This is a genomic window from Pseudarthrobacter defluvii, assembly GCF_030816725.1.
In the GTDB taxonomy this organism is placed as follows: domain Bacteria; phylum Actinomycetota; class Actinomycetes; order Actinomycetales; family Micrococcaceae; genus Arthrobacter; species Arthrobacter defluvii_A.
In genome coordinates this window covers 2,097,225-2,117,354 of the sequence record NZ_JAUSYG010000001.1, presented here as the reverse complement: position 1 = coordinate 2,117,354, position 20,130 = coordinate 2,097,225, and the positions used below count along the sequence as shown (strand labels likewise).

General features: G+C 67.9%; 18 protein-coding genes and 1 pseudogene. 15 read left to right on the top strand and 4 right to left on the bottom strand.

Annotated elements, in window-relative coordinates; genetic code table 11:
• Window positions 1-10: 10 nt before the first annotated feature.
• Window positions 11-2,011 (top strand): vWA domain-containing protein, encoded by a 2,001-nt coding sequence (locus QF031_RS09900; RefSeq protein ID WP_307427308.1) that lies wholly within the window; start codon window positions 11-13, stop codon window positions 2,009-2,011.
• A 6-nt stretch (window positions 2,012-2,017) separates the two neighbouring features.
• Window positions 2,018-2,623, top strand: a complete 606-nt coding sequence (locus QF031_RS09895; protein WP_307427305.1) for a dihydrofolate reductase family protein — start codon at window positions 2,018-2,020, stop codon at window positions 2,621-2,623.
• A gap of 19 nt (window positions 2,624-2,642) precedes the next feature.
• Here the strand turns inward: QF031_RS09895 and QF031_RS09890 are convergent, their stop codons facing one another.
• Window positions 2,643-3,935: a BNR-4 repeat-containing protein gene (locus QF031_RS09890; RefSeq protein WP_307427303.1), complete on the bottom strand. Its 1,293-nt coding sequence runs from the start codon at window positions 3,933-3,935 to the stop codon at window positions 2,643-2,645.
• A 164-nt stretch (window positions 3,936-4,099) separates the two neighbouring features.
• Here QF031_RS09890 and QF031_RS09885 point away from each other — a divergent pair, with 164 nt between their 5' ends.
• From QF031_RS09885 to hrpB, 4 genes and pseudogenes are all read left to right on the top strand, one after another.
• The gene (locus tag QF031_RS09885) at window positions 4,100-5,038 is read left to right on the top strand and encodes a 5'-3' exonuclease (protein WP_307427300.1); all 939 of its coding nucleotides are present in this window, start codon (window positions 4,100-4,102) and stop codon (window positions 5,036-5,038) included.
• Window positions 5,039-5,159: 121 nt separating this feature from the next.
• Window positions 5,160-5,462 carry a hypothetical protein gene (locus QF031_RS09880; protein ID WP_307427295.1) on the top strand — a complete coding sequence of 101 codons (303 nt, stop codon included), beginning with the start codon at window positions 5,160-5,162 and terminating at the stop codon, window positions 5,460-5,462.
• 25 nt (window positions 5,463-5,487) lie between these two features.
• Complete coding sequence (locus QF031_RS09875; protein ID WP_307427291.1) at window positions 5,488-6,075, top strand: hypothetical protein; 588 nt, start codon at window positions 5,488-5,490, stop codon at window positions 6,073-6,075.
• A gap of 42 nt (window positions 6,076-6,117) precedes the next feature.
• Window positions 6,118-8,740: pseudogene (gene hrpB / locus QF031_RS09870) on the top strand (ATP-dependent helicase HrpB).
• 44 nt (window positions 8,741-8,784) lie between these two features.
• Here the strand turns inward: hrpB and QF031_RS09865 are convergent.
• Window positions 8,785-9,462: an alpha/beta hydrolase family protein gene (locus QF031_RS09865; protein WP_307427288.1), complete on the bottom strand. Its 678-nt coding sequence runs from the start codon at window positions 9,460-9,462 to the stop codon at window positions 8,785-8,787.
• A gap of 68 nt (window positions 9,463-9,530) precedes the next feature.
• Here QF031_RS09865 and ligD point away from each other — a divergent pair, with 68 nt between their 5' ends.
• Entirely contained in the window at window positions 9,531-10,553 is a 1,023-nt protein-coding gene (gene ligD, locus QF031_RS09860; RefSeq protein ID WP_307427283.1) for a non-homologous end-joining DNA ligase, read from the top strand.
• Window positions 10,554-10,663: 110 nt separating this feature from the next.
• On the opposite strand, the gene QF031_RS09855 is transcribed toward ligD, so the two are convergent.
• On the bottom strand, window positions 10,664-11,284 hold the full coding sequence (locus QF031_RS09855; RefSeq protein ID WP_307427280.1) for an L-threonylcarbamoyladenylate synthase: 621 nt from the start codon (window positions 11,282-11,284) through the stop codon (window positions 10,664-10,666).
• Window positions 11,285-11,438: 154 nt separating this feature from the next.
• Here QF031_RS09855 and QF031_RS09850 point away from each other — a divergent pair, with 154 nt between their 5' ends.
• The 6 genes from QF031_RS09850 (at window position 11,439) to QF031_RS09825 (ending at window position 15,403) form a co-directional block, all read left to right on the top strand.
• Entirely contained in the window at window positions 11,439-11,870 is a 432-nt protein-coding gene (locus tag QF031_RS09850; protein ID WP_307427277.1) for a VOC family protein, read from the top strand.
• Window positions 11,871-11,950: 80 nt separating this feature from the next.
• The gene (locus QF031_RS09845) at window positions 11,951-12,637 is read left to right on the top strand and encodes a hypothetical protein (RefSeq protein WP_307427274.1); all 687 of its coding nucleotides are present in this window, start codon (window positions 11,951-11,953) and stop codon (window positions 12,635-12,637) included.
• Between the two features lie 17 nt (window positions 12,638-12,654).
• A complete protein-coding gene (locus QF031_RS09840; RefSeq protein ID WP_307427270.1) occupies window positions 12,655-13,161 on the top strand; it encodes an HAD domain-containing protein in 507 nt (168 codons plus the stop codon).
• Window positions 13,162-13,313: 152 nt separating this feature from the next.
• Window positions 13,314-14,567: an inorganic phosphate transporter gene (locus QF031_RS09835; RefSeq protein WP_307427267.1), complete on the top strand. Its 1,254-nt coding sequence runs from the start codon at window positions 13,314-13,316 to the stop codon at window positions 14,565-14,567.
• Entirely contained in the window at window positions 14,564-14,785 is a 222-nt protein-coding gene (locus QF031_RS09830; RefSeq protein ID WP_307427264.1) for a hypothetical protein, read from the top strand. Before QF031_RS09835 ends, QF031_RS09830 begins: the two co-directional genes overlap by 4 nt.
• A gap of 57 nt (window positions 14,786-14,842) precedes the next feature.
• Window positions 14,843-15,403, top strand: coding sequence for a dihydrofolate reductase family protein (locus QF031_RS09825; protein ID WP_307427261.1), 561 nt, complete (start codon window positions 14,843-14,845; stop codon window positions 15,401-15,403).
• Window positions 15,404-15,427: 24 nt separating this feature from the next.
• Here QF031_RS09825 and QF031_RS09820 read toward each other — a convergent pair whose 3' ends face one another.
• Window positions 15,428-15,892 (bottom strand): hotdog fold thioesterase, encoded by a 465-nt coding sequence (locus QF031_RS09820; protein ID WP_307427258.1) that lies wholly within the window; start codon window positions 15,890-15,892, stop codon window positions 15,428-15,430.
• Window positions 15,893-16,109: 217 nt separating this feature from the next.
• On the opposite strand from QF031_RS09820, the gene polA reads away from it, so the two are divergent.
• Window positions 16,110-18,752 (top strand): DNA polymerase I, encoded by a 2,643-nt coding sequence (polA, locus tag QF031_RS09815; RefSeq protein WP_307433273.1) that lies wholly within the window; start codon window positions 16,110-16,112, stop codon window positions 18,750-18,752.
• A 75-nt stretch (window positions 18,753-18,827) separates the two neighbouring features.
• Window positions 18,828-20,126, top strand: a complete 1,299-nt coding sequence (locus tag QF031_RS09810) for a GNAT family N-acetyltransferase (protein WP_307427254.1) — start codon at window positions 18,828-18,830, stop codon at window positions 20,124-20,126.
• Window positions 20,127-20,130: the final 4 nt, after the last annotated feature.

Below are 20,130 nucleotides of genomic sequence, written 5' to 3'. Positions count from 1 at the left end.
AGGAGGCGCCATGGCCATCCACAAACGCTCCGCCAGGTACGGCCGGTACACCGGCGGACCGGACCCGCTCGCCCCGCCGGTGGACCTGGCCGAGGCGCTGGACGCCGTCGCCGAGGACGTGATGGCGGGCTACTCGCCGCGCCACGCCCTTCAGGAGTTCCTTCGGCGCGGCGGCCGGAACCGCGACGGCCTGGACGACCTTGCCAGGCGCGTGCAGCAGCGGCGGCGCGAGCTGCTCAGCCGGCACCGGCTGGACGGCACGCTGGATGAAGTGAAGAAACTCCTGGACACCGCGGTGCTGGAGGAACGCAAGCAGCTGGCCCGGGACGCGATGATGGACAACACGGACCGTGCCTTCCGGGAAATGCAGCTGCAGAACCTGCCGCCGTCCACGGCCGCGGCCGTCAATGAGCTGGCGTCCTACGACTGGCAATCCAGTGCAGCACGCGAAGCATACGAACAGATCAAGGACCTGTTGGGCCGGGAAGTCCTTGAACAGCGGTTCGCCGGGATAAAGCAGGCGCTGGAGAGCGCCACCGAGGAAGACCGCGAGGCGGTGAGCGCGATGCTCCGGGACCTCAACGAGCTGCTGGGCAAGCACCGCCGCGGCGAAGACACGGACGCCGACTTCCGTGAGTTCATGGCCAGGCACGGCCAGTACTTTCCCGAGAACCCCCAGTCGGTCGAGGAACTGGTGGATGCCCTGGCCCAGCGTGCCGCCGCTGCCCAGCGGCTCCTGCAGTCAATGTCCCCGGAGCAGCGTGATGAGCTGATGAGGCTGTCAGCCCAGGCCTTTGGCTCACCCGAACTGATGGCCCAGCTCAGCGAGCTGGACGCCACACTGCAGGCACTGCGGCCAGGGGAGGACTGGACAGGCTCGGAACGATTCGAAGGGCAGGAAGGCCTGGGACTGGGCGACGGCACCGGGGTGCTCCAGGACATCGCGGAGCTTGACGAACTGTCCGAGCAGCTCTCACAAAGCTACAACGGCTCCCGGCTGGATGACCTGGACCTCGATGCCCTCGCGCGCCAGCTTGGCGAAAATGCCGCCGTCAGTGCCCGTACGCTCGCCGACATCGAACGCGCCATGCAGGACGGCGGCTATTTGCGGCGCGGCGCGGACGGGGACCTCCGGTTGTCCCCGCAGGCCATGCGGCGGCTGGGAAAGTCGCTGCTGCGGGACGCTGCCAGGCGGCTGTCCGGGCGGCAGGGCAGCCGGGAAACCAGGATGGCGGGGGCGGCGGGTGAACAGACAGGTTCCAGCCGGCAGTGGGAGTTCGGCGATGCGGAGCCCTGGGACGTCACCCGCACCATGACCAACGCCATCCGTCGGACCATGGCCGACGGCGGCGACCCGTCCCGCGGGCTGCGGCTGGCCGTGGACGACATCGAAGTAGCGGAGACGGAGGCCCGGACCCAGGCCGCGGTTGCCCTGCTGGTGGATGTCTCCTTTTCCATGGCGGCCGAGGGGCGGTGGGTTCCCATGAAGCGGACGGCGCTCGCACTGCACCATCTGGTGTCCACCCGCTTCCGCGGGGACCGGCTGCAGCTGATTGCGTTTGGCCGGTACGCGCAGTCCATGGACATCGGGGACCTGACGGCGCTGCCTGCCCTGCGCGAACAGGGAACCAACCTGCATCACGGCCTGTTGCTGGCAGGGCGTTTCTTCCGGCAGCACCCCTCCATGCAGCCTGTCCTGCTGGTGGTCACGGACGGCGAACCCACGGCGCACCTGCTGCCCGACGGGGACTCCTGGTTCAACTGGCCGCCGGACGCCGAGACCATCCGCGCCACCATCGGCGAACTGGACCGCCTTGGCCGCATGGGGGCACAGACCACCTTTTTCCGATTGGGGAACGACCCCGGCCTGGAACGGTTCATCCAGCGCATGGCGCGGCGGGTGGACGGCCGGGTGGTGGCGCCCGAGGTGGGCGACCTTGGCGCCGCGGTGGTGGGGGAGTACCTGCGCGCCCACGTCCGCAGCGCCTACGCCGACGGCGATTGGTTCTGATCGGCCATGGCCCAGTTGACGGTGGATCTGATCATCACGCTGGACGGCTGTGCCTCGGGCGACGGCTGGCCGGGGTGGTGGGGCCTGGAAGGACCGGAATACCTGGCCTGGCTTCAGCAGGAGGCGGGAAAGGACTATACGTTCCTGATGGGGGCCAACACTTACCGGCTCATGTCCGGGATGTCTGAGGACGCCGCGGCCGGGGCTGCCGGCTATTCGGAGGAGGAAGGCGCGTCCCTGACGGGCCTGGCAGCCGTTCCCAAGGTGGTGTTTTCCTCAACCTTGAAGGCACCCCTCAGCTGGCCGAACTCCCAACTCGTCGCGGGGGACGCAATTGAGGCCGTCCGGCAGCTGAAGCAGACCCATGCGGGGCCGTTGAGCACCCTGGGCAGCCTGAGCCTCTGCCGCTCCCTGGTGGCCGCGGACTTGGTGGACCGGTTCCGGCTGGTTGTCTTCCCCCTGATCACCGGGCGCACTGGAAGCGAACGGATCTATGACGGCTACCCCGACGTCGCCCTGGAGCTGGTGGAAAGCCGGACGTTCGACGGGCGCCTTCAGCTGCTCGAGTACATCCCCCATGTGATTGGCGGTCCGCCGGGGACCAGGCCATGAAGCCTCCGGGCAAGACGGATCAGCGCAGTACCACCACTTCGGTTTCGTAGGCCTGGGAGGAGCGCATGCTGCCACGGAACCAGCAGACAGCGTGGACCGTGGCGTCTCCGGGCGCCACGATCGGCCGGAGGTTGTCCATCCTGGAACCGGAGGTCACTGCCTCCCACTCCCACGTGGCGCCGCCGTCCCCGGTCCGGCCGCGGTAGATCTCATAGTGGGCTGTGGCCTCACCGGACCGGGGATCAACAGGGGTGGAGACATACACCTGGTCCAGGTCGTTGGGGTCCACGGCACCCAGGCCGGTGTAGTCCTGTTCGTGCGGCAGCAGGGCAGGGCCGGCGACGGCGAGCGGGTTCAGCCTCCAGTGCGTCCCGTCAAAGCGGGCGTAGAGCAGGCGGTGATCATCGACGTCGAGCACCTGTTCGCGCCTCAGCACACCATTGGTGTCGTTCGCCCGGCAGCTGATAATGGCGGCCAGGTCCGTTCCCCGGCCCCGAAGGTCCACTGTCCAGCCGTGCGTGAGGACGTCCCCGTCCAGTTCCGCACCTGCCCGGAAGACGGTGGTCAGGGACGCCTGGTCGATGCCGGGCGAGCCGATCAACGGCTTGGAAACCACCTTCCCCTGGGAGTCATGCAGGGTGTTGTCCCGGATGTAGCCGTGATAGATGCTGTTGTTGAAGTCGCGGGGGTGGTGGTCCGTGGTGATGAGGTCGATCCGGTCCTGACCGTTGCCGGAGTAACGGGTGTAGCCGTTCACGTACCCCACCTTGGGCCGGGTGAAGAGTTTGCCGCCGTAGCGCCAGGAGGTGCCATCGTTGTCGGACACCATCAGGCTGGGGTCGTCGTTGATGGCACGGACAAAGTTATAAACCCGGCACTCGGCGTCCAGCCGGTGCAGGTTGGAGTAGGTTGCGCCGCGTCCGGCTGCAAGTTCCGTCCAGTCGAAACACTGTTCCGGTCCCCACTCTGAGGCGTCGTGGGGCCGGACCGAGATCCGCCAGCGCGAATAGTTGTCCGTCTTGTGCTTGGCATACATGGCCAGGTAGCGGCCGTCGGGCCTGATCAGCAGGGCAGGGGCATTGTGGTCATCGGCTTCCAGCTGCCGGTGCAGGACGTGAACCCTGCTGTTTCCGGTGGCCAGGTCCAGGACAGCGACTTCGATGTTGCCGCCCCTGCTGTCGCCGCCGGGGCCCTGCGGCGCGGCCACTGAACCGACCAGCAGTGTGTTGGCCACGGGATCGACCAGTGCACGCTCGTCCTGGAACCAGCACCATGCGCCGTTGTCATTGATGGTGATCGGCTCCGTGGGCATGGCACTCCTGGTGTGGGGGTAGGAAAGGGTATTCCCACATCCTCACCCATGCCTCTTCCGGGGTCAACGGTTAGGGGCCAGGTTGGCCGCATCCGATCAGCAGGCGCTTTATGCGCCGGACCCGCCTGCTGCTCGGATGACCCATTCCATGTCAGGATCAAGGTATGCCCCAGCGCCTCATGCTGCTCGACACTGCCTCCCTTTACTTCCGTGCCTTCTACGGTTTGCCGGACACCATCCGCCACCCGGACGGAACGCCGGTCAACGCCGTCCGCGGGCTGCTGGATATGATCGCCCGCCTCACCACCGACTACCAGGCCAGCCACCTGGTGGCATGCTGGGACGACGACTGGCGGCCCCAGTGGCGGGTGGACCTGCTCCCCACGTACAAGGCCCACCGCGTGGCCCAGGCAGTACCGGGCGGCACCGACGTGGAAGTGGTGCCGCAGGGCCTCGAAGCGCAGCTGCCCATGATCCGCCGCGTACTGGAGCTGGCCGGCATCGCCATAGTAGGCGCGGCAGAACACGAGGCCGACGACGTCGTGGGCACCTACGCGAGCCAGGCCGCCTTCCCCGTGGACGTCGTCACGGGCGACCGCGACCTTTTCCAGGTCTGCGATGACGGGCGCGGGGTCCGGGTGATTTACACAGCCCGCGGCATGAAGAACCTGGAAGTCATCACGGAGGAAACCGTGGTGGCCAAGTACAAGGTCCTGCCCCAGCAGTACGCCGACTATGCAACCCTGCGCGGGGATGCTTCCGACGGCCTTCCCGGTGTAGCCGGCATCGGCGAGAAAACCGCGGCCTCCCTGCTGCTGAAGTACGGCACCCTTGAGCGGCTGCTGGCGGCGGCGGAACAGCCGGGCGGCGGGGTGCCCGGACCTGTCCAGGCCAAGCTCGCCGCCGCCGCCGCGTACCTGGAAGCAGCCCCCGCCGTCGTCCGGTTGGTGCGGGACCTGGAGCTGCCCACCCTTGACCAGGCGGGCGCGCTGCTGCAACCGGTGACAGGTGACCGGCGCCGGGAACTGGAACAGCTGGCCACCGACTGGAACCTGGGCGGATCCGTACGCCGGCTGCTCGCCGCTTTGGACCAGCGGGTGTAGCCGGCGGGCCCAAGCGGCGCCGACGCACCCTTCCTAAGTCTTGCCTCAGGCCCATCAGGTAGTAAGCTTGCTGAGCATTACTAGTAAGCTTGCTGATTAAATGGGAATGGGAGCAGGAGCCATGGGCGCAATTTTCGGTACGGCCCTGTCACTGGTGCTGACCGTTGGCGGCGCGGCCGTCGCCACAGAGGGTGGCCCCGGCGCCGCACAGCACTATCTCGCCGGGCATGTGCTGCTCGGAGTGGGCATCGGCTTATTGATCGCCACCCTCATGCGGGCAGGAGTCCGGATGCTCCTGGCGCGGGCCTCCTCGCAGTCCCGGAAGCCCACGTCAGCGCAGCCGGAGGCCAGCCCGGCCACTGTCACCATGCTGCCCGTCCGCTCCACCGCCCCCGCGCCAATGAGGGGCAGGCATGCCGCATAGGGTTGAACCCACAAGGGCGCCGGGGTTGACCGCCGGGGCAGTGGCGGTGTCTCCGGCAGCCCCGCGCCGCCGGCGGGCCCATGCACTCATTGTCCTGTGCTGCACCCTCATTGCCGCTGCCCTCGTTGCCGGCGCCGCCGGTGTCCGTTCCACTGACGACGAAAACGTCCTCCGCGGCTTCCAGATCCGCGTATTGAGCATCAGCCAGGCCGCGGCCGAAAACAGGATGGACGGAGCACTGGCAGCCCTGCAGGCACTCGAGAAGGACCTGGGCGACGCCGCAGCAGCAGGCCGCCTTTCGGCAGCGCGGTACCGCGGCATCGAGACCGCGGTCTCGGCCGTGAAGTCCGACATCACCAGGCGGGTGGCCGCTGCCGCGGCGCCCGCCGCCCCAAAACCTGAACCCAGCGAGGCGGCGCCCGCCGTTGCCGGCACTGCCCAAACCCAACCCGTCCCCGCGCCGGTGGAACCGGCCGTTCCTGCTGCTGTCCCCGCCCCGGCGCCGGCCCCGGTCATGGAGGTTCCCGGATCACAGCGTGCAGATACTGCCAAGGACGCCAAGGACGCCAAGGACAAGAACAAGGGCAGGGACAAGGGCCAGGGGAAGCCCTGATCCCGTCCGGAAGGTGCCGCACCGTCAGGGCAGAATGGATGGATGAGTTCATCTGACGGCCCACCGGCTGTCGACGCCTTCAACCTGGCGGCCATCGGCGCCGGTCTCGCCTTCGCAGGTTCCCTTCCTGCTTTGCGGGACGCGCTGCTCAGCGGAAACCCGGCGGGCGCGGCGGTCGTGCAGGCGCCGCCGGGAACGGGCAAGACCACGCTGGTCCCGCCGCTGCTGGCGGATCTGTACGGCCGGCACGGGCGCGTCGTTGTCACGCAGCCGCGGCGGGTTGCCGCGCGGGCCGCTGCGCGCCGCTTGGCCGCACTGGACGGCGGCAGGCCGGGAGGCCGCGTGGGCTACACGGTGCGCGGGGAACGGCAGGCAGGCCCGGGGACCAAGGTCGAGTTTGTCACCCCGGGCATCCTGTTGAACCGCCTGCTGGCCGATCCCGGGCTCGGCGGGACCGCCGCCGTGGTGCTGGACGAAGTCCACGAACGCGGGCTGGAAACGGATCTCCTGGTCGGGATGCTCGCCGAGGTCCGTGCGCTCCGGAGCGACCTGGCCGTCGTCGCCATGTCCGCAACGCTGGATGCCCCGCGGTTCGCCGCCCTGCTGGGGGATTCCGACGGCGGCGGGCCGGCACCTGTCGTGGACTGTCCTTCCGTGAACCATCCCCTGGAAGTCCAGTGGCTCCCCGCGCCGGCCGCCCGGCTGGACGCCAGGGGAGTGGGCCGCTCCTTCCTGGACCATGTGGCCGCGGTCGCGGCGGACGCCCACACCCGCGCCGTTGCCGCGGACAACTCGGTGGATGCACTCGTTTTCCTCCCCGGCGCCAGGGAAGTGTCCTACGTTGCCGGGCTCCTCCGCACCCGGGCGGCCGGCGCCGTGGACGTCCTGGAACTTCACGGCCAAGTGGGCGCAGCGGAACAGGACAGGGCGGTGTCTGGGCGGACCCCCGGGGATCCGCCCCGGATCGTCGTCTCCACGGATCTTGCCGAGTCCTCCCTCACGGTGCCTGGCGTCCGGCTGGTCATCGACTCCGGGATGGCCCGGGAGCCGCGCCGGGATTCAGGCCGGGGCATGAGCGGGCTGGTGACCGTTTCCTGTTCCCGGGCGTCCGCCGACCAGCGGGCGGGCCGCGCCGCCCGGCAAGGACCGGGGACAGTGGTCCGCTGCTATCCGCAGCAGGCATACGGGGCCGCTCCGGCGCACCTGACGCCGGAAATAAGCGTCGCGGACCTGACCGGCGCCGCGCTCACCCTCGCCTGCTGGGGTGCGCCTGGTGGAAACGGGCTGGCTCTGCCCGATGCGCCGCCCCGCGTGGCCATGGAGGACGCCATCGAGGTGCTTCGGGAGTTGGGGGCCGTGTCCGGCGACGGCAAGGTGACGAAGACAGGACGCGCCCTTGCAGCGATACCCGCCGATCCACGGCTGGCCCGGGCCTTGCTCGACGGCGGCGCCTCCTTTGGCCAGGAGCTTCCCGCCGAGGTGGTCGCCGCACTGTCCGGGGACCACCGTGCTCCGGGAGCTGACCTGCCCCGCCTCCTGTCCCAGCTCCGTGCGGACCGTGGCCCGGCGGGACGCCGCTGGGCGGAGGAGGCCAGGCGGCTGGCCGCGCTTGCCCGGCGGCAAGAGGCCGGTGCGGGGGCCGGCTCCGTCCTGCCTGCTGCCGGCGGCGAAGCTGTAGGCGCCGTCGTCGCCCTCGCCTTTCCTGACCGGGTGGCCCGCCGCGTCCCCGGCAGCGGGGGCGCAGGGCAGTACCTGCTGACCTCCGGCACCAGGGCGGGGCCTGCCCTCGGGCAGCACCTTGTCCGGCGAGGAATGGCTGGCCGTGGCCGAGGTGTCCCGGGCGGAAGGCCGGGACGCCGCCGGCACCGGCGCCGTGATCCGCGCTGCGGCGCCGCTTTCCGCTGCGACGGCCGAAATGGCAGCGGCACACCTGCAGGCTGACACAGTGGACGCGGAATTCAGCGGGGGCCGGGTCAGCGCGCGGAGGACCAGGCGGCTGGGGGCCATCGTGCTGTCCGCCACGCCGGTCCGGCCAACGCCGGGTCAGGGCAGGAGGGCTGTGGCGGCGGCGCTGCAGTCCGGGGGGCTCGAGGCCCTGGCCTGGTCGACGGCGGCGTCCGCCTTCCGGCGACGGCTCGCTTTCCTGCATCGTGAGCTGGGAGCGCCCTGGCCTGATGTGTCGGACGCCGCCCTGCTGGCGCGGCTGGATGAGTGGTTGGGGCCTGAGCTGGAGGAGCTCGCCGCCGGCAAGCCCGTCACGTCGCTTGACCTTGGCCAGCCGCTGCGCCGCCTGCTGCCATGGCCCGAAGCGGTGCGGCTGGACGAGCTGGCTCCGGAAGTTCTTGAGGTGCCCAGCGGTTCCAGGGTGCGGATCGACTACCCGGAGCCCGGCGGCGGCGCCGCAGCTCCCGTGGTGGCGGTAAAACTGCAGGAGTGCTTCGGCCTGGCCGAATCCCCGCGTCTTGTTGGCGGCCGCGTACCGGTCCTGTTCCATCTGCTCTCCCCGGCCCGCCGCCCCCTCGCCGTCACCAATGACCTGACGTCATTCTGGTCCGGGCCGTACACCCAGGTCCGCGCCGAAATGCGGGGCCGCTACCCCAAGCATCCGTGGCCCGAGGATCCGTGGTCGGCCCCGGCTACCTCACGCACCAAGCAGCGCAAGTAACAGCAGCGCCCGGACGCGGCCCGGCGGTGGAGGCGTGCTGGGGATCAGGAGCGGGCAGCAATGAATTCGGCCACGGGGACGGACATTGATGCGCCCACCTCGTCGGCGGGCCGCTTCTTTCCTGCCACCGCAAACGAATGGTCGCCGCCCTCCACCCACTGCAGCACGGCATTGGGGCCGATCCGGGACACGACGTCCGCCAGGATGCCGGAAGTGGCAAACGTGTCCCGGGTTCCCTGCAGGAACAGCATGGGCACGGCAAGCCCGTACAGGTGTTCGTCCCGCAACTTCTCCGGCTTGCCGGGAGCATGCAGCGGGTAGCCCAGGTAAACAAGGCCTGCAGCATCCATGCCGTCCGCCACGGCCATGGACGCCATCCTTCCCCCGAACGACTTGCCTGCCGCCCACACGGGGCCGCGGTCATGATTGGCTGCCGCCTGTCCACGGGCAGTGTCCATGGCCGCCCGCCAGGCGGCAATGGCCCCGGGAGGGCGGTCAGGGAACTTCCGTCCTGCCTCCATATACGGGAAGTTGAAGCGCAGGGTGGCCAGGCCCAGGCTGTTCAAGGCATCGCTGAAACCGCGGAGGAACGGGTGCTCCCTGCCGGCCCCTGCGCCGTGCGCCACCACGACCGTTGCGGTGGGATCCGCGGGGCGGGCGTATACGGCGGAAAAGGCGGCGTCACCTGCGGTGACGGTGAGGAGTTGGTCGGATGCCGGCATGTGTCCATCATGCCCCAGCCCTGCCGGATGTTCCGGTCCCGGAAGGGTGCCGGGTGTAGGTTGTCCCCATGGCGAGTGAACAGACCACCATCACGGTCCAGGGTCCCCACGGACCGCGGGAGATGCGCATTTCCAGTCCCGGCCGCGTCCTCTGGCCGGACCTGGGCCTGACCAAGCTGGACCTGGCGAACTACATCTGCGACGTGGGGGAGGCGTTCATCGCCGCCAACGGCGAACGGCCCGTGTCACTCCAGCGGTATTCCGGCAACATCGAAGGTGAGATGTTCTTCTCCAAGAACCCGCCGAAAGGCACACCGGACTTCATCCGTTCCGTCAAAGTGGTCTACCCCAGCGCACGGTCCCACCCGCAACTGGTGTTCGACGAGCCGGCGGCCGCCGTCTGGGCCGTCCAGATGAACACGGTGGTGTTCCACCCCTGGCCGTCGCGCGCCGGGAACACGGACAACCCCGACCAGCTGCGCATCGACCTGGACCCTCAGCCAGGCACCGACTTCGACGACGCCGTCCCGGCCGCCCTGGTGCTGAAGGAGGTCCTCGCCGAGGCAGGGCTCACCTGCTTCATCAAGACCTCCGGAAACCGCGGGCTCCATGTCTACGCGCCCATCGAGCCCACCCGCGAATTCCTGGATGTGCGCCACGCCGTGATCGCCGCTGCAAGGGAGGTGGAACGCCGCATCCCGGACAAGGTGACCACCGCCTGGTGGAAGGAAGAACGGGGCAGTCGCGTGTTCCTGGACTTCAACCAGGCCAACCGGGACCGCACCATCGCCGGCGCATACAGCCCGCGGGCCCTCCCGCATGCCCCCGTCTCATGCCCCATCACCTGGGACGAGCTGGAGCAGGCGGATCCGACGAACTTCACCATCCTCACCGTCCCGGACCGGCTGAAAACCCTGGGGGACCCCTGGGCCGACTTCAATACCAGCCCCGGCACCATCGATACGCTGCTGGAGTGGTGGGACCGCGACTGCAAGGCCGGCCTGGGCGAGCTGCCCTTCCCGCCCGACTACCCCAAGATGCCGGGCGAACCGCCCCGGGTGCAGCCCAGCAGGGCGCGCAAGCAGGACTGAGCCGCAACGCCGCAAAGGGGCAGATCGACACGGACACGCCGGCCGCCGTCGTAATGCACGACGGCGGCCGGCGGCAAAGTGCCCCGCGACGGGCTGCGCGCGGGCCGCGGTTATTCGAACCTTGCCGGATCGCCCATGCCACGGCGGACAATTTCAGCCGTCCCGCTGGAGAAATCCACCACGGTGGTGGGCTCGGCGCCGCAGTCCCCGGCGTCAATCACGGCGTCCACCTGGTGGTCCAGCCGCTCCTTGATCTCCCAGCCCACGGTCAGCGGTTCCTCCTCATCCGGCAGCAGCAGCGTGCTGGACAGCAGCGGCTCGCCCAGTTCAGCCAACAGCGCCTGCACCACCCGGTTGTCCGGGATGCGCACCCCCACGGTCTTCTTCTTGGGATGGAGCAGCCGCTTGGGGACCTCCTTTGTGGCAGGCAGGATGAAGGTGTAGCTGCCGGGGGTGACGGCCTTGATGCTGCGGAAAACGTCATTGCCGATGTTCACGAACTGCCCCAGCTGCGCGAAGTCCCGGCAGACCAGGGTGAAGTGGTGCTTGCTGTCCAGGTGGCGGATGCTCCTGATCCGGTCCAGGGCCTCACGGTTGCCCATCTGCGCGCCCAGGGCGTAGCAGGAGTCCGTGGGGTAGGCGATCAGGCCGCCGTCGCGGATGATTTTCACTGCCTGCGCAATCGCGCGGGGCTGGGGGTCGTGGGGGTGGACATCAAAGAATCGGGCCATGCCCCGAGCCTACGTTCCCGTGGGCCGCACCGCACCCTGTTCCCAGGGGATGGGCAGGGGAGTGTCCCCCTACCGGGCCGGAGTCTCATGGGGCAGGATGTTGTCTGCCCCATTCCGGCCGGTGCGGTTCCGGCCCCTGAAAAGGAGACGCTGCATGCCAACAGTCCTCAATCCCTACATCAGCTTCCGCGACAATGCCCGTGAGGCAATGAATTTCTACCAGTCCGTGTTCGGCGGCGAACTGACGCTCAGCACCTTCGGCGAGTTCCAGGCCAGCGAGGACCCCGCGGAAGCGGAGAAGATCATGCACGCCATGCTGACCACCACACAGGGCCTGGTGCTCATGGGTGCCGACACCCCCAACGGCATGGAATACCATCCGGGCTCCTCCATTTCCATTTCCCTCAGCGGCGAGGTTGAGGTGGAGCTTCGCGGCTACTATCAGAAGCTGAGCGCCGACGGGGGAGCGGTGACTGTCCCCATGGAAAAGGCGCCGTGGGGCGATGTCTTTGGCATGTGCACCGACCGGTTTGGTGTTTCCTGGCTGGTCAATGTCAACGCCGCCCAGGCAACGCCGGCGACCTGACGTCCGGGGCCCCTGCCGGCCATGCTGCCGATCTTCGCTCGCTCCTTGAGGCCGGGCCCCGCCACTGCGAGGATTAACTGGTGAGCCCACTCATGGAGTTTCTCTCCGACAAATGGTGGATGGTATTTCCGCTGATGGCGGTGGCCGGCCGCTGGGCCGGGGGATGGCGGCTGGCCGGCGAACGCCGGCACCGGCGCCGGGTTGAACTGTACAAACTCAGGAACGAGGCGCGGGAAGCCGAGATGGCGTCCATAGCCGAGGTGCAGGCGCTGATGGCGACCCATGACGCCACCAATCGGCGGTGGCTGGACTATGAGCTCGATGTGGGCAAGCTCATCGACTTCCCCATGATGACCGACGTCCGCGAACCGCTCACTGTGGCCTTCCTTCGCGCCAAGCGGGAAGCGGACGGCCAGCGTCCTGCCTCCGCCGCAGACCTCCGGTCCGTGTCCGGCCTGAAGGCCTACCGGCAAGTGGTCAACAACTTCGCGGTGGCGCTTGACGTGGCCGAGCGCGAAGCCCGGCGCGTCAGGGACAGCAGGTTCAGCGGACCTGAACGCGAACGGCTGGCCACGGCCCGGAAGCTGCTCATGATCGCCGAGAACGACGCCGCCACCCCGGCCGAACGGCAGGCTGCCTACAAGCGGGCGCGGCGTGAACTGGACGGCCTCATCGTCCTGCCCGACGTCACCCTGGCGGTTCTAGAAGGGAAAATCGCGCCCGAACTGGACTCCGGACCGCGGCCGCCCCAGTTACACCAAGGCTGAACCCCTGCAGGGGCGGCATGGCACGCACGCTCTATTTGGACGTGGACGGGGTGGTTTGTCCGTTCGGACCGGAGGGAACCACCGGCTGGGGTTCGGCCTGGCAGCGCGCCGAGGCCGGACTGTTGCCCGTGGCCTTCGCAGCCGAGCTCGTGGCCGGGCTCAATGCCCTGGCCCGCACGCCCGGTCTCCGTTGTGTCTGGCTTACCAGCTGGGAGGAGCTGGCGCCCCAATACCTGTGCCCCGCCGTCGGCCTTGTCGGCACGGACTGGCCGTACCTCGCCGCGGTGGGCCCCGGTAGCGGGACCGGCTGGTGGAAGCTGCGTGCCATCCAGGCGGACGTCGAAAACACGGGGCCGGGCGCGTTCGCATGGGTGGACGACCAGCTGGCTTTCGAGGCTGAGGCGCAGCAGTGGGCACGGATCCTGGGCCGCCGGGTCCTTACCGTCTCACCACATCCCCGGCACGGAATAACGCCTGCGGAACTGAACCGGCTCCGGTCTTTCCTGGCCCAGCCCGTGTTTTGACCTCATGCCGGGGACGCGTACGATCGATAGGGTTTCCCGCCGGTTGTGCCGTCACCGTAAGTCATTCCACGCAAACAGCTGGTGAACTATGCTGTGCAAGGCAGCCTGGTAAGAGAAACTGCTGAACGTCGTCTCTGCAGATTGGGCAACAGGTGGATATCACCTTCATGGTGGCGCTGGTCATCGCACTGGCACTATTTTTCGACTTCACGAACGGTTTCCACGACACCGCGAACGCCATGGCAACGCCCATCGCGACGGGGGCCATCAAGCCCAAGACTGCGGTGGCATTGGCAGCAATCCTGAACCTCGTGGGCGCGTTCCTGTCCACCGAAGTGGCCAAGACAATCTCCGGCGGCATCATCCGGGAGGGATCCGACGGCGTACAGATTACCCCGGACATCATCTTCGCCGGGCTGATGGGAGCCGTCCTGTGGAACATGATCACCTGGCTGAAGGGTTTGCCGTCCAGTTCATCCCACGCACTTTTTGGCGGACTGATCGGCGCGGCAATCGTCGGCGCAGGATTCAGCTCAGTCAACCTTGAGACGCTGCTCCAGAAGGTCATTCTCCCGGCCGTCTTCGCACCGCTGATCGCGGGCGTTGCCGCCTATGTCTGCACCCGCCTGGCCTATGCCCTCACCTCCCGGCACGACCCCGAGACGGGCAGCAAGCTCACCCAGAAGCGCGGCGGCTTCCGCAACGGCCAGGTCTTCACGTCCAGCCTGGTGGCCCTGGCGCACGGGACCAACGACGCCCAGAAGACCATGGGCATCATCACGCTGGTCCTGATCGCCGCCGGAAGCCAGGCGCCCGGTTCCGGTCCCCAGTTCTGGGTCATCTCCGCCTGCGCCCTCGCCATCGCCATCGGCACTTATTCCGGCGGCTGGCGCATCATCCGCACCATGGGTTCGGGCCTGACGGAAGTCAAGCCGGCCCAGGGCTTCGCGGCCGAGACAAGCACTGCGTCCGCCATCCTCGCCTCTTCGCACCTTGGCTTCGCCCTGTCCACCACGCAGGTGGCGTCCGGTTCAGTGATCGGCTCCGGAATGGGACGCCGCGGGACCACCGTCCGCTGGAACATGGTGGGCAGGATCGCGCTGGGGTGGCTCTTTACCCTGCCGGCCGCCGGCGTTGTCGGCGCCCTGACAGCGCTCCTGGTGAAGACCGGCGCCGTGGGCATCCTCATTGCCGCCGTCGCAGGCAGCGCCGCCATCCTGTTCATGTTCTTCTACTCACGCAAGTCTTCCGTGAGCCACCAGAACGCCGTTGAGGTGGAGGAGGCGGGCCAGGCGGTCCGGTTCGCCAAGAAGAAGGCCCGGGCCGAGGCCAAGGCGAAAGCCAGGGCCGAGGCAAAAGCCAGAGCCGAAGCAAAAGCAAACAACACCAAGGAGAATCGGCGATGAAGTGGTTGGAACTCCTGACCGTTGCCGGCGCCACCCTCATATCCGCCGCCACAGTGGTGACCCTCTACTCACTTGGCGTCCGGCTGACGGCCATTGCCGCTGACGCGCAGCAGACGTCCCCCGGAGTGAAGCGGTCCCTCGCCTACATGTGTTTCGGCCTGTGCGGCGTCGCTGTCCTGGTGGGGCTGTACCTGATCATCCCCTACTTCTCCAAGTAGCACTCTCCCGCTGGCCGGGGTCTGGGCAGCGCGCAGGCCGATAGCTAGGCTAGGGCCATGCCGCGTATCCAATACTTTGTGGCCGCGTCCCTTGACGGCTTCATCGCCACCACCACTGACGACCTCGGCTGGCTGCTGCAGTTCGACGGCTTCGAGGGCGGGGCGGACAGCTACAACGACTTCATGTCCGGCGTGGGCTGCATCGTCATGGGCGGGGAAACGTTCGCCTGGCTGATGGAGCACGAGCCGGGCAAGTGGCCGTACCCGGGCACACCCAGCTACGTCTTCACCCACCACGAATACCGCGCCCCGGATGGTGCGGACATCACCTTCGTCCGCGGGGGCATCCAGGAATTCATTGCGGACTTCCGGCACGCCGCCGGGGACAGGAACATCTGGGTGGTGGGCGGCGGGAACCTGGCGGCACAGTTCGCCGACGCCGGCCTGCTGGATGAGATCATCCTCTCCGTCATCCCGGTGGTGCTGGGCGAGGGCAAGCGTCTGCTGCCGATGAAGGGCCCGACGCCGCCACTTGAGCTGGCTGGCTCGCGCACCCTGGGCAGGGGCATCGTCGAGTTGCGCTACCTGCTGCCCGCGGTCCCGGGCCCACAGCCCTGAGCCAGGCGTCCTGCCCGGCATACCTCAGCCGGAGTTGTCCCGGAGCATGTTGGTGATCCGGGCCGTGGAAAGGCGCCGTCCCCGGCTGTCGGTCATGACCACCTCGTGCGTGGTCAGGGTCCGCCCCAAATGGATGGCACTGCAGGTGCCGGTCACCATGCCCTCCGCGATGGACCGGTGGTGAGTGGCGTTGACCTCGATGCCCACGGCGTGCCGGCCAGGACCTGCGTGCATTCCTGCGGCGAAGGAACCCAGGGTTTCTGCCAGCACCACGTGCGCCCCGCCGTGCAGGATCCCCGCCACCTGGGTGTTGCCCTCGACGGGCATGGTGGCAACGGTGTGTTCCGGGCTCATTTCCAGGAAATGGATGCCCATCTTCACCACCAGGGCGCCGACGCCGAACCTGCCCAGCCAGCCGTGCATGTGGTCGGGAATTCCGGCAGCTGCCAGCTCTTCGGCGAAAGCGCCCGGCGTGAAATTGTCTGTCATGGCAACTAGGCTGGCACCTGTGAGTGAAACAACCAAACCGGCTCCCTTCCCGTCCCAGGCCATTGATGAGGGGGCCGCCGTGCAGCGCCCGTCCGCCGCCCCAAAGCCTGCTGCGAAGAGCGCCACCCCCGCCGCCGGTGGGTCTGTTTCAGCTACGGAAGCGCCCGTCATTCCCATTACCGGCCAGCCGCGGTTGCTGGTCCTGGACGGGCACTCCATGGCCTTCCGCGCATTCTTCGCCCTGCCGGCGGACAAGTTCTCCACCTCCAACGGCCAGCACACCAACGCCATCCACGGCTTCATCTCCATGCTGATCAACCTCATCAAGGAGCAGCAGCCCACGCACATCGCCGTGGCGTTCGACGTCTCCGATGAATCCACCCACCGGAAGACCGAGTACAGCGAGTACAAGGGCGGCCGGAACGAAACCCCCCGCGAGATGAGCGGCCAGATCGACCTCATCGGCCAGGTCATGGAGGCCTGGGGCATCAAGACCATCAAGATGCCCGGCTATGAGGCCGACGACATCCTGGCCACCCTTGCTGCCATGGGCGAGAAAGCCGGGTTCGAGGTCTTGCTCGTCTCCGGAGACCGGGACGCGTTCCAGCTCGTCACGGACAACGTCTTCGTGCTCTACCCCAAGAAGGGCGTCAGCGACATCCCGCGGATGGACGCAGCCGCCATCGAAGCGAAGTATTTCGTTCCCCCGTCCCGGTACTCCGACCTCGCGGCCCTCGTGGGGGAGACGGCGGACAATCTTCCCGGCGTGCCCGGCGTCGGTCCCAAGACGGCGGCGAAATGGATCAACCAGTACGGGGGCCTGGAAGGCGTCCTGGAGCACCTTGACTCCATCGGCGGCAAGGTGGGCGACGCCCTGCGGGAGAACGTCGACGCCGTCAAGCGCAACCGCCGGCTGAACCAGCTCCACACCGACCTCAGCCTCCCCGTCACGCTCGAGGACCTCTACCAGCCGCGCCCGGACCAGGCGGCCATTGAGGACCTGTTCGACCAGCTTGAGTTCAAGGCCATCCGTGGCCGCCTGTTCGCCCTCTACCGCGATGCTGACACCCCGGCCGCTGAACGCGAAAGCATCGACACCCCGCACTACGCCGCCCCGGCTGGTGCGGCCGAACTGGCCGCCTTCCTGGCTGCAGGCTCCGGCCAGCGGTCAGCCCTCGCCGTCGACCTCGTCCCGGGCCGGATCGGAGAGGACGCTGCCGCGCTGGCCATCGTCCGCAGTGACGCCGCGGTATTTCTGGACCTCGCAGGTCAGGACGCGGAAACCGAAAACGTGCTCGCCGCATGGCTGCGGGATCCCGAAGCGCCCAAGGTGATTCACGGCTTCAAAGGTGCACTTAAGGCACTGACGGCCCGCGGCCTGGAGTTGGAGGGCGTGGTGGACGACACCTCCATTTCCGGCTACCTGATCCAGCCGGACCGCCGCAGCTACGAACTTGCTGAGCTCGCCCAGCACCACCTCAACGTGGGAATCCCTGCCGCCACGGCGAAAGCGGGGCAGCTGGAGCTGTCCTTCGACGGCGAGGACACCGCTGCAGCCGATTCCCTGGTACAGGCCGGCGCCGTGGTGCTGGCCCTGAGCCGCTACTTCGAGGACGAACTCAAGGAGCGCAAGGCAGAGGAACTGCTGTCCACCCTTGAGCTGCCGGTCAGCCGCGTCCTGGCCGACATGGAGCTTGCGGGCATTGCCATCGACATGGACAAGATGGACGACCAGCTTTCCGACCTCGCCAGGGTGATCGACCAGGCCCAGGAACAGGCCTTCGCCGCCATTGGACACGAGGTCAACCTGGGCTCGCCAAAACAGCTGCAGACCGTGCTGTTCGACGAACTGCAGCTGCCCAAGACCAAGAAAATCAAGTCCGGCTACACCACTGACGCCGCCTCGCTGAAGAACCTCCTCGAAAAGACGGGGCACGAGTTCCTGGTCCAGCTCATGGCGCACCGCGAGGCCGCCAAGCTGCGCCAGATGATCGAGTCACTGAAGAAGTCCGTGGCGGAGGACGGCCGCATCCACACCACCTACGCCCAAAATGTCGCCGCCACCGGCCGGATCTCCTCCAACAACCCCAACCTGCAGAACATCCCGATCCGCAGTGAGGAAGGCCGCCGGGTCCGCGGCATCTTTGTGGTCAGCGACGGCTACGAATGCCTCCTGTCCGCCGACTACTCACAGATCGAAATGCGCATCATGGCGCATCTGTCCGGTGACGCGGGCCTGATCCAGGCGTACAAGGACGGCGAGGACCTGCACCGGTTCGTCGGCTCCAACATCTTCCACGTCCCCACGGACCAGGTCACCAGTGCCATGCGCTCGAAGGTCAAGGCCATGTCCTACGGCCTAGCGTACGGACTGACCTCCTTCGGCCTGTCCAAACAGCTGGAAATTTCCGTTGATGAGGCCCGCACCCTCATGAAGGACTACTTCGACCGCTTCGGGGCCGTCCGCGACTACCTCCGTGGTGTGGTGGACCAGGCCAGGGTTGATGGGTACACGGCCACCATCGAGGGACGGCGGCGCTACCTGCCGGACCTCACCAGCACCGACCGCCAGCTGCGTGAGAACGCCGAGCGCATTGCACTGAACAGCCCCATCCAGGGCTCGGCCGCTGACATCATCAAGCGGGCCATGCTCGGCGTCCACGCCGAGCTCCAGGCGCAGGGCCTGAAGTCGCGGATGCTGCTCCAGGTCCACGACGAACTGGTCCTGGAGGTGGCTGCGGGGGAGCGGGCTGCCGTAGAGAAGCTGGTGACCGACCAGATGGCTGCTGCGGCGGACCTCAGCGTCCCCCTGGAAGTCCAGATCGGCGTCGGGCCCAGCTGGTACGACGCCGGCCACTAGGCCCCCTGCGGAGCTGGCCGCCTCGCTGCAGCTTTTTGCTGGTCAGGCGCCGGATTCCTAACTAGGCTCGGGTAAATGGGTGATCTGAGCGGAAACTATGAAATCCGGCGCATTCCGGCCGTCTCCGAAGGCAGTGAGGGCTACGCCGAAGCGGCGGCCTGGGCCCGGGCGGTCGCCTTCGGGTTCCACGACTCCACGCGTACCCCCGAGCACGTGGCGCGTTCAATGGCCACCTACGCGGCGGATGGCAGGGTCTTCACGGGGGCCTACCAGACGGGAACGCCGGCGGAGCACTCACTCCCGGCCGAGGTGCCCGTGGCCACGTTCGGGACGTTGCGGAAAACCCTCAACATCGGCTACGGGCGGATGCTTGAAGCCCAGATGGTCACCGCGGTGACCGTCAGGACCTCCCACCGCCGGCGCGGCCTGCTGCGCCGGATGATGAGCGAGGACCTGGCGGCAGCCAGGGAAGACGGCATCGCAGTGGCCGCCCTCACCGCCTCCGAGGGAAGCATCTACGGACGGTTCGGCTACGGCGTCGCCAGCCTGGAGCGCACCGTCAAGGTGGACACCACGGCCAGGTTCAACCTGCGCCACCAGGCCACCGGGACCGTGGAGGTGGCGGACCCGAAAGTCCTGCTCGACGTTGCCCCCAAGGTCTTCGACCGGGTGCACCGCCACACGCCCGGCTCCCTCGGCCGCCAGGAATGGTACCGGCAGCTGGCGTCCGGCTCCATCGGCCGCGACGGCAAGGAGGATCCCGCCATCAAGGCGGCGCTCCACTACGGGCCGGACGGCCGCGTGGACGGTTACGTCTCCTACAAGTTCGCCGGCTGGGATACAACGCCCGCAACGGTGGAGGTGGTGGACCTCCTGGCAGCCACGGACCACGCCTACCTGGAACTCTGGCAATATCTCGCTGCCATCGACCTCGTCGAACGCGTGTCCTGGAACGAAGCCCCGGTGGACGATCCCCTGGCCTGGGCGCTGGCTGACCCCCGCTGCATCGACGCCTCGGACAGCCGGGACATGCTCTGGCTCCGGATCCTCGACGTTCCGCAGGCGCTGGCGGCCCGGCACTACCCGGCCGACGGGCGTCTGGTCTTCGAGGTGGGGGACCCGCTGGGCCTCACCGCTGGAAGGTTCGCGCTGGACGTCAAGGGCGGCCAGGCCGCCGTCGAACGCGTTCCAGCAGGGGAGGAAGCTGACCTGGCACTGGACGTCTCGGCACTGTCCTCCATCTACCTCGGCGGAATCAACCCCGTCACGCTCAAGGCGGCAGGTGCGGTCTGCGGGATGACTCCCGGCGCAGCCTTCAAAGCACAGCAGATGTTCGCTGTGGAGCGGCCCACGCACTGCCTGACCCACTTCTAAGCGG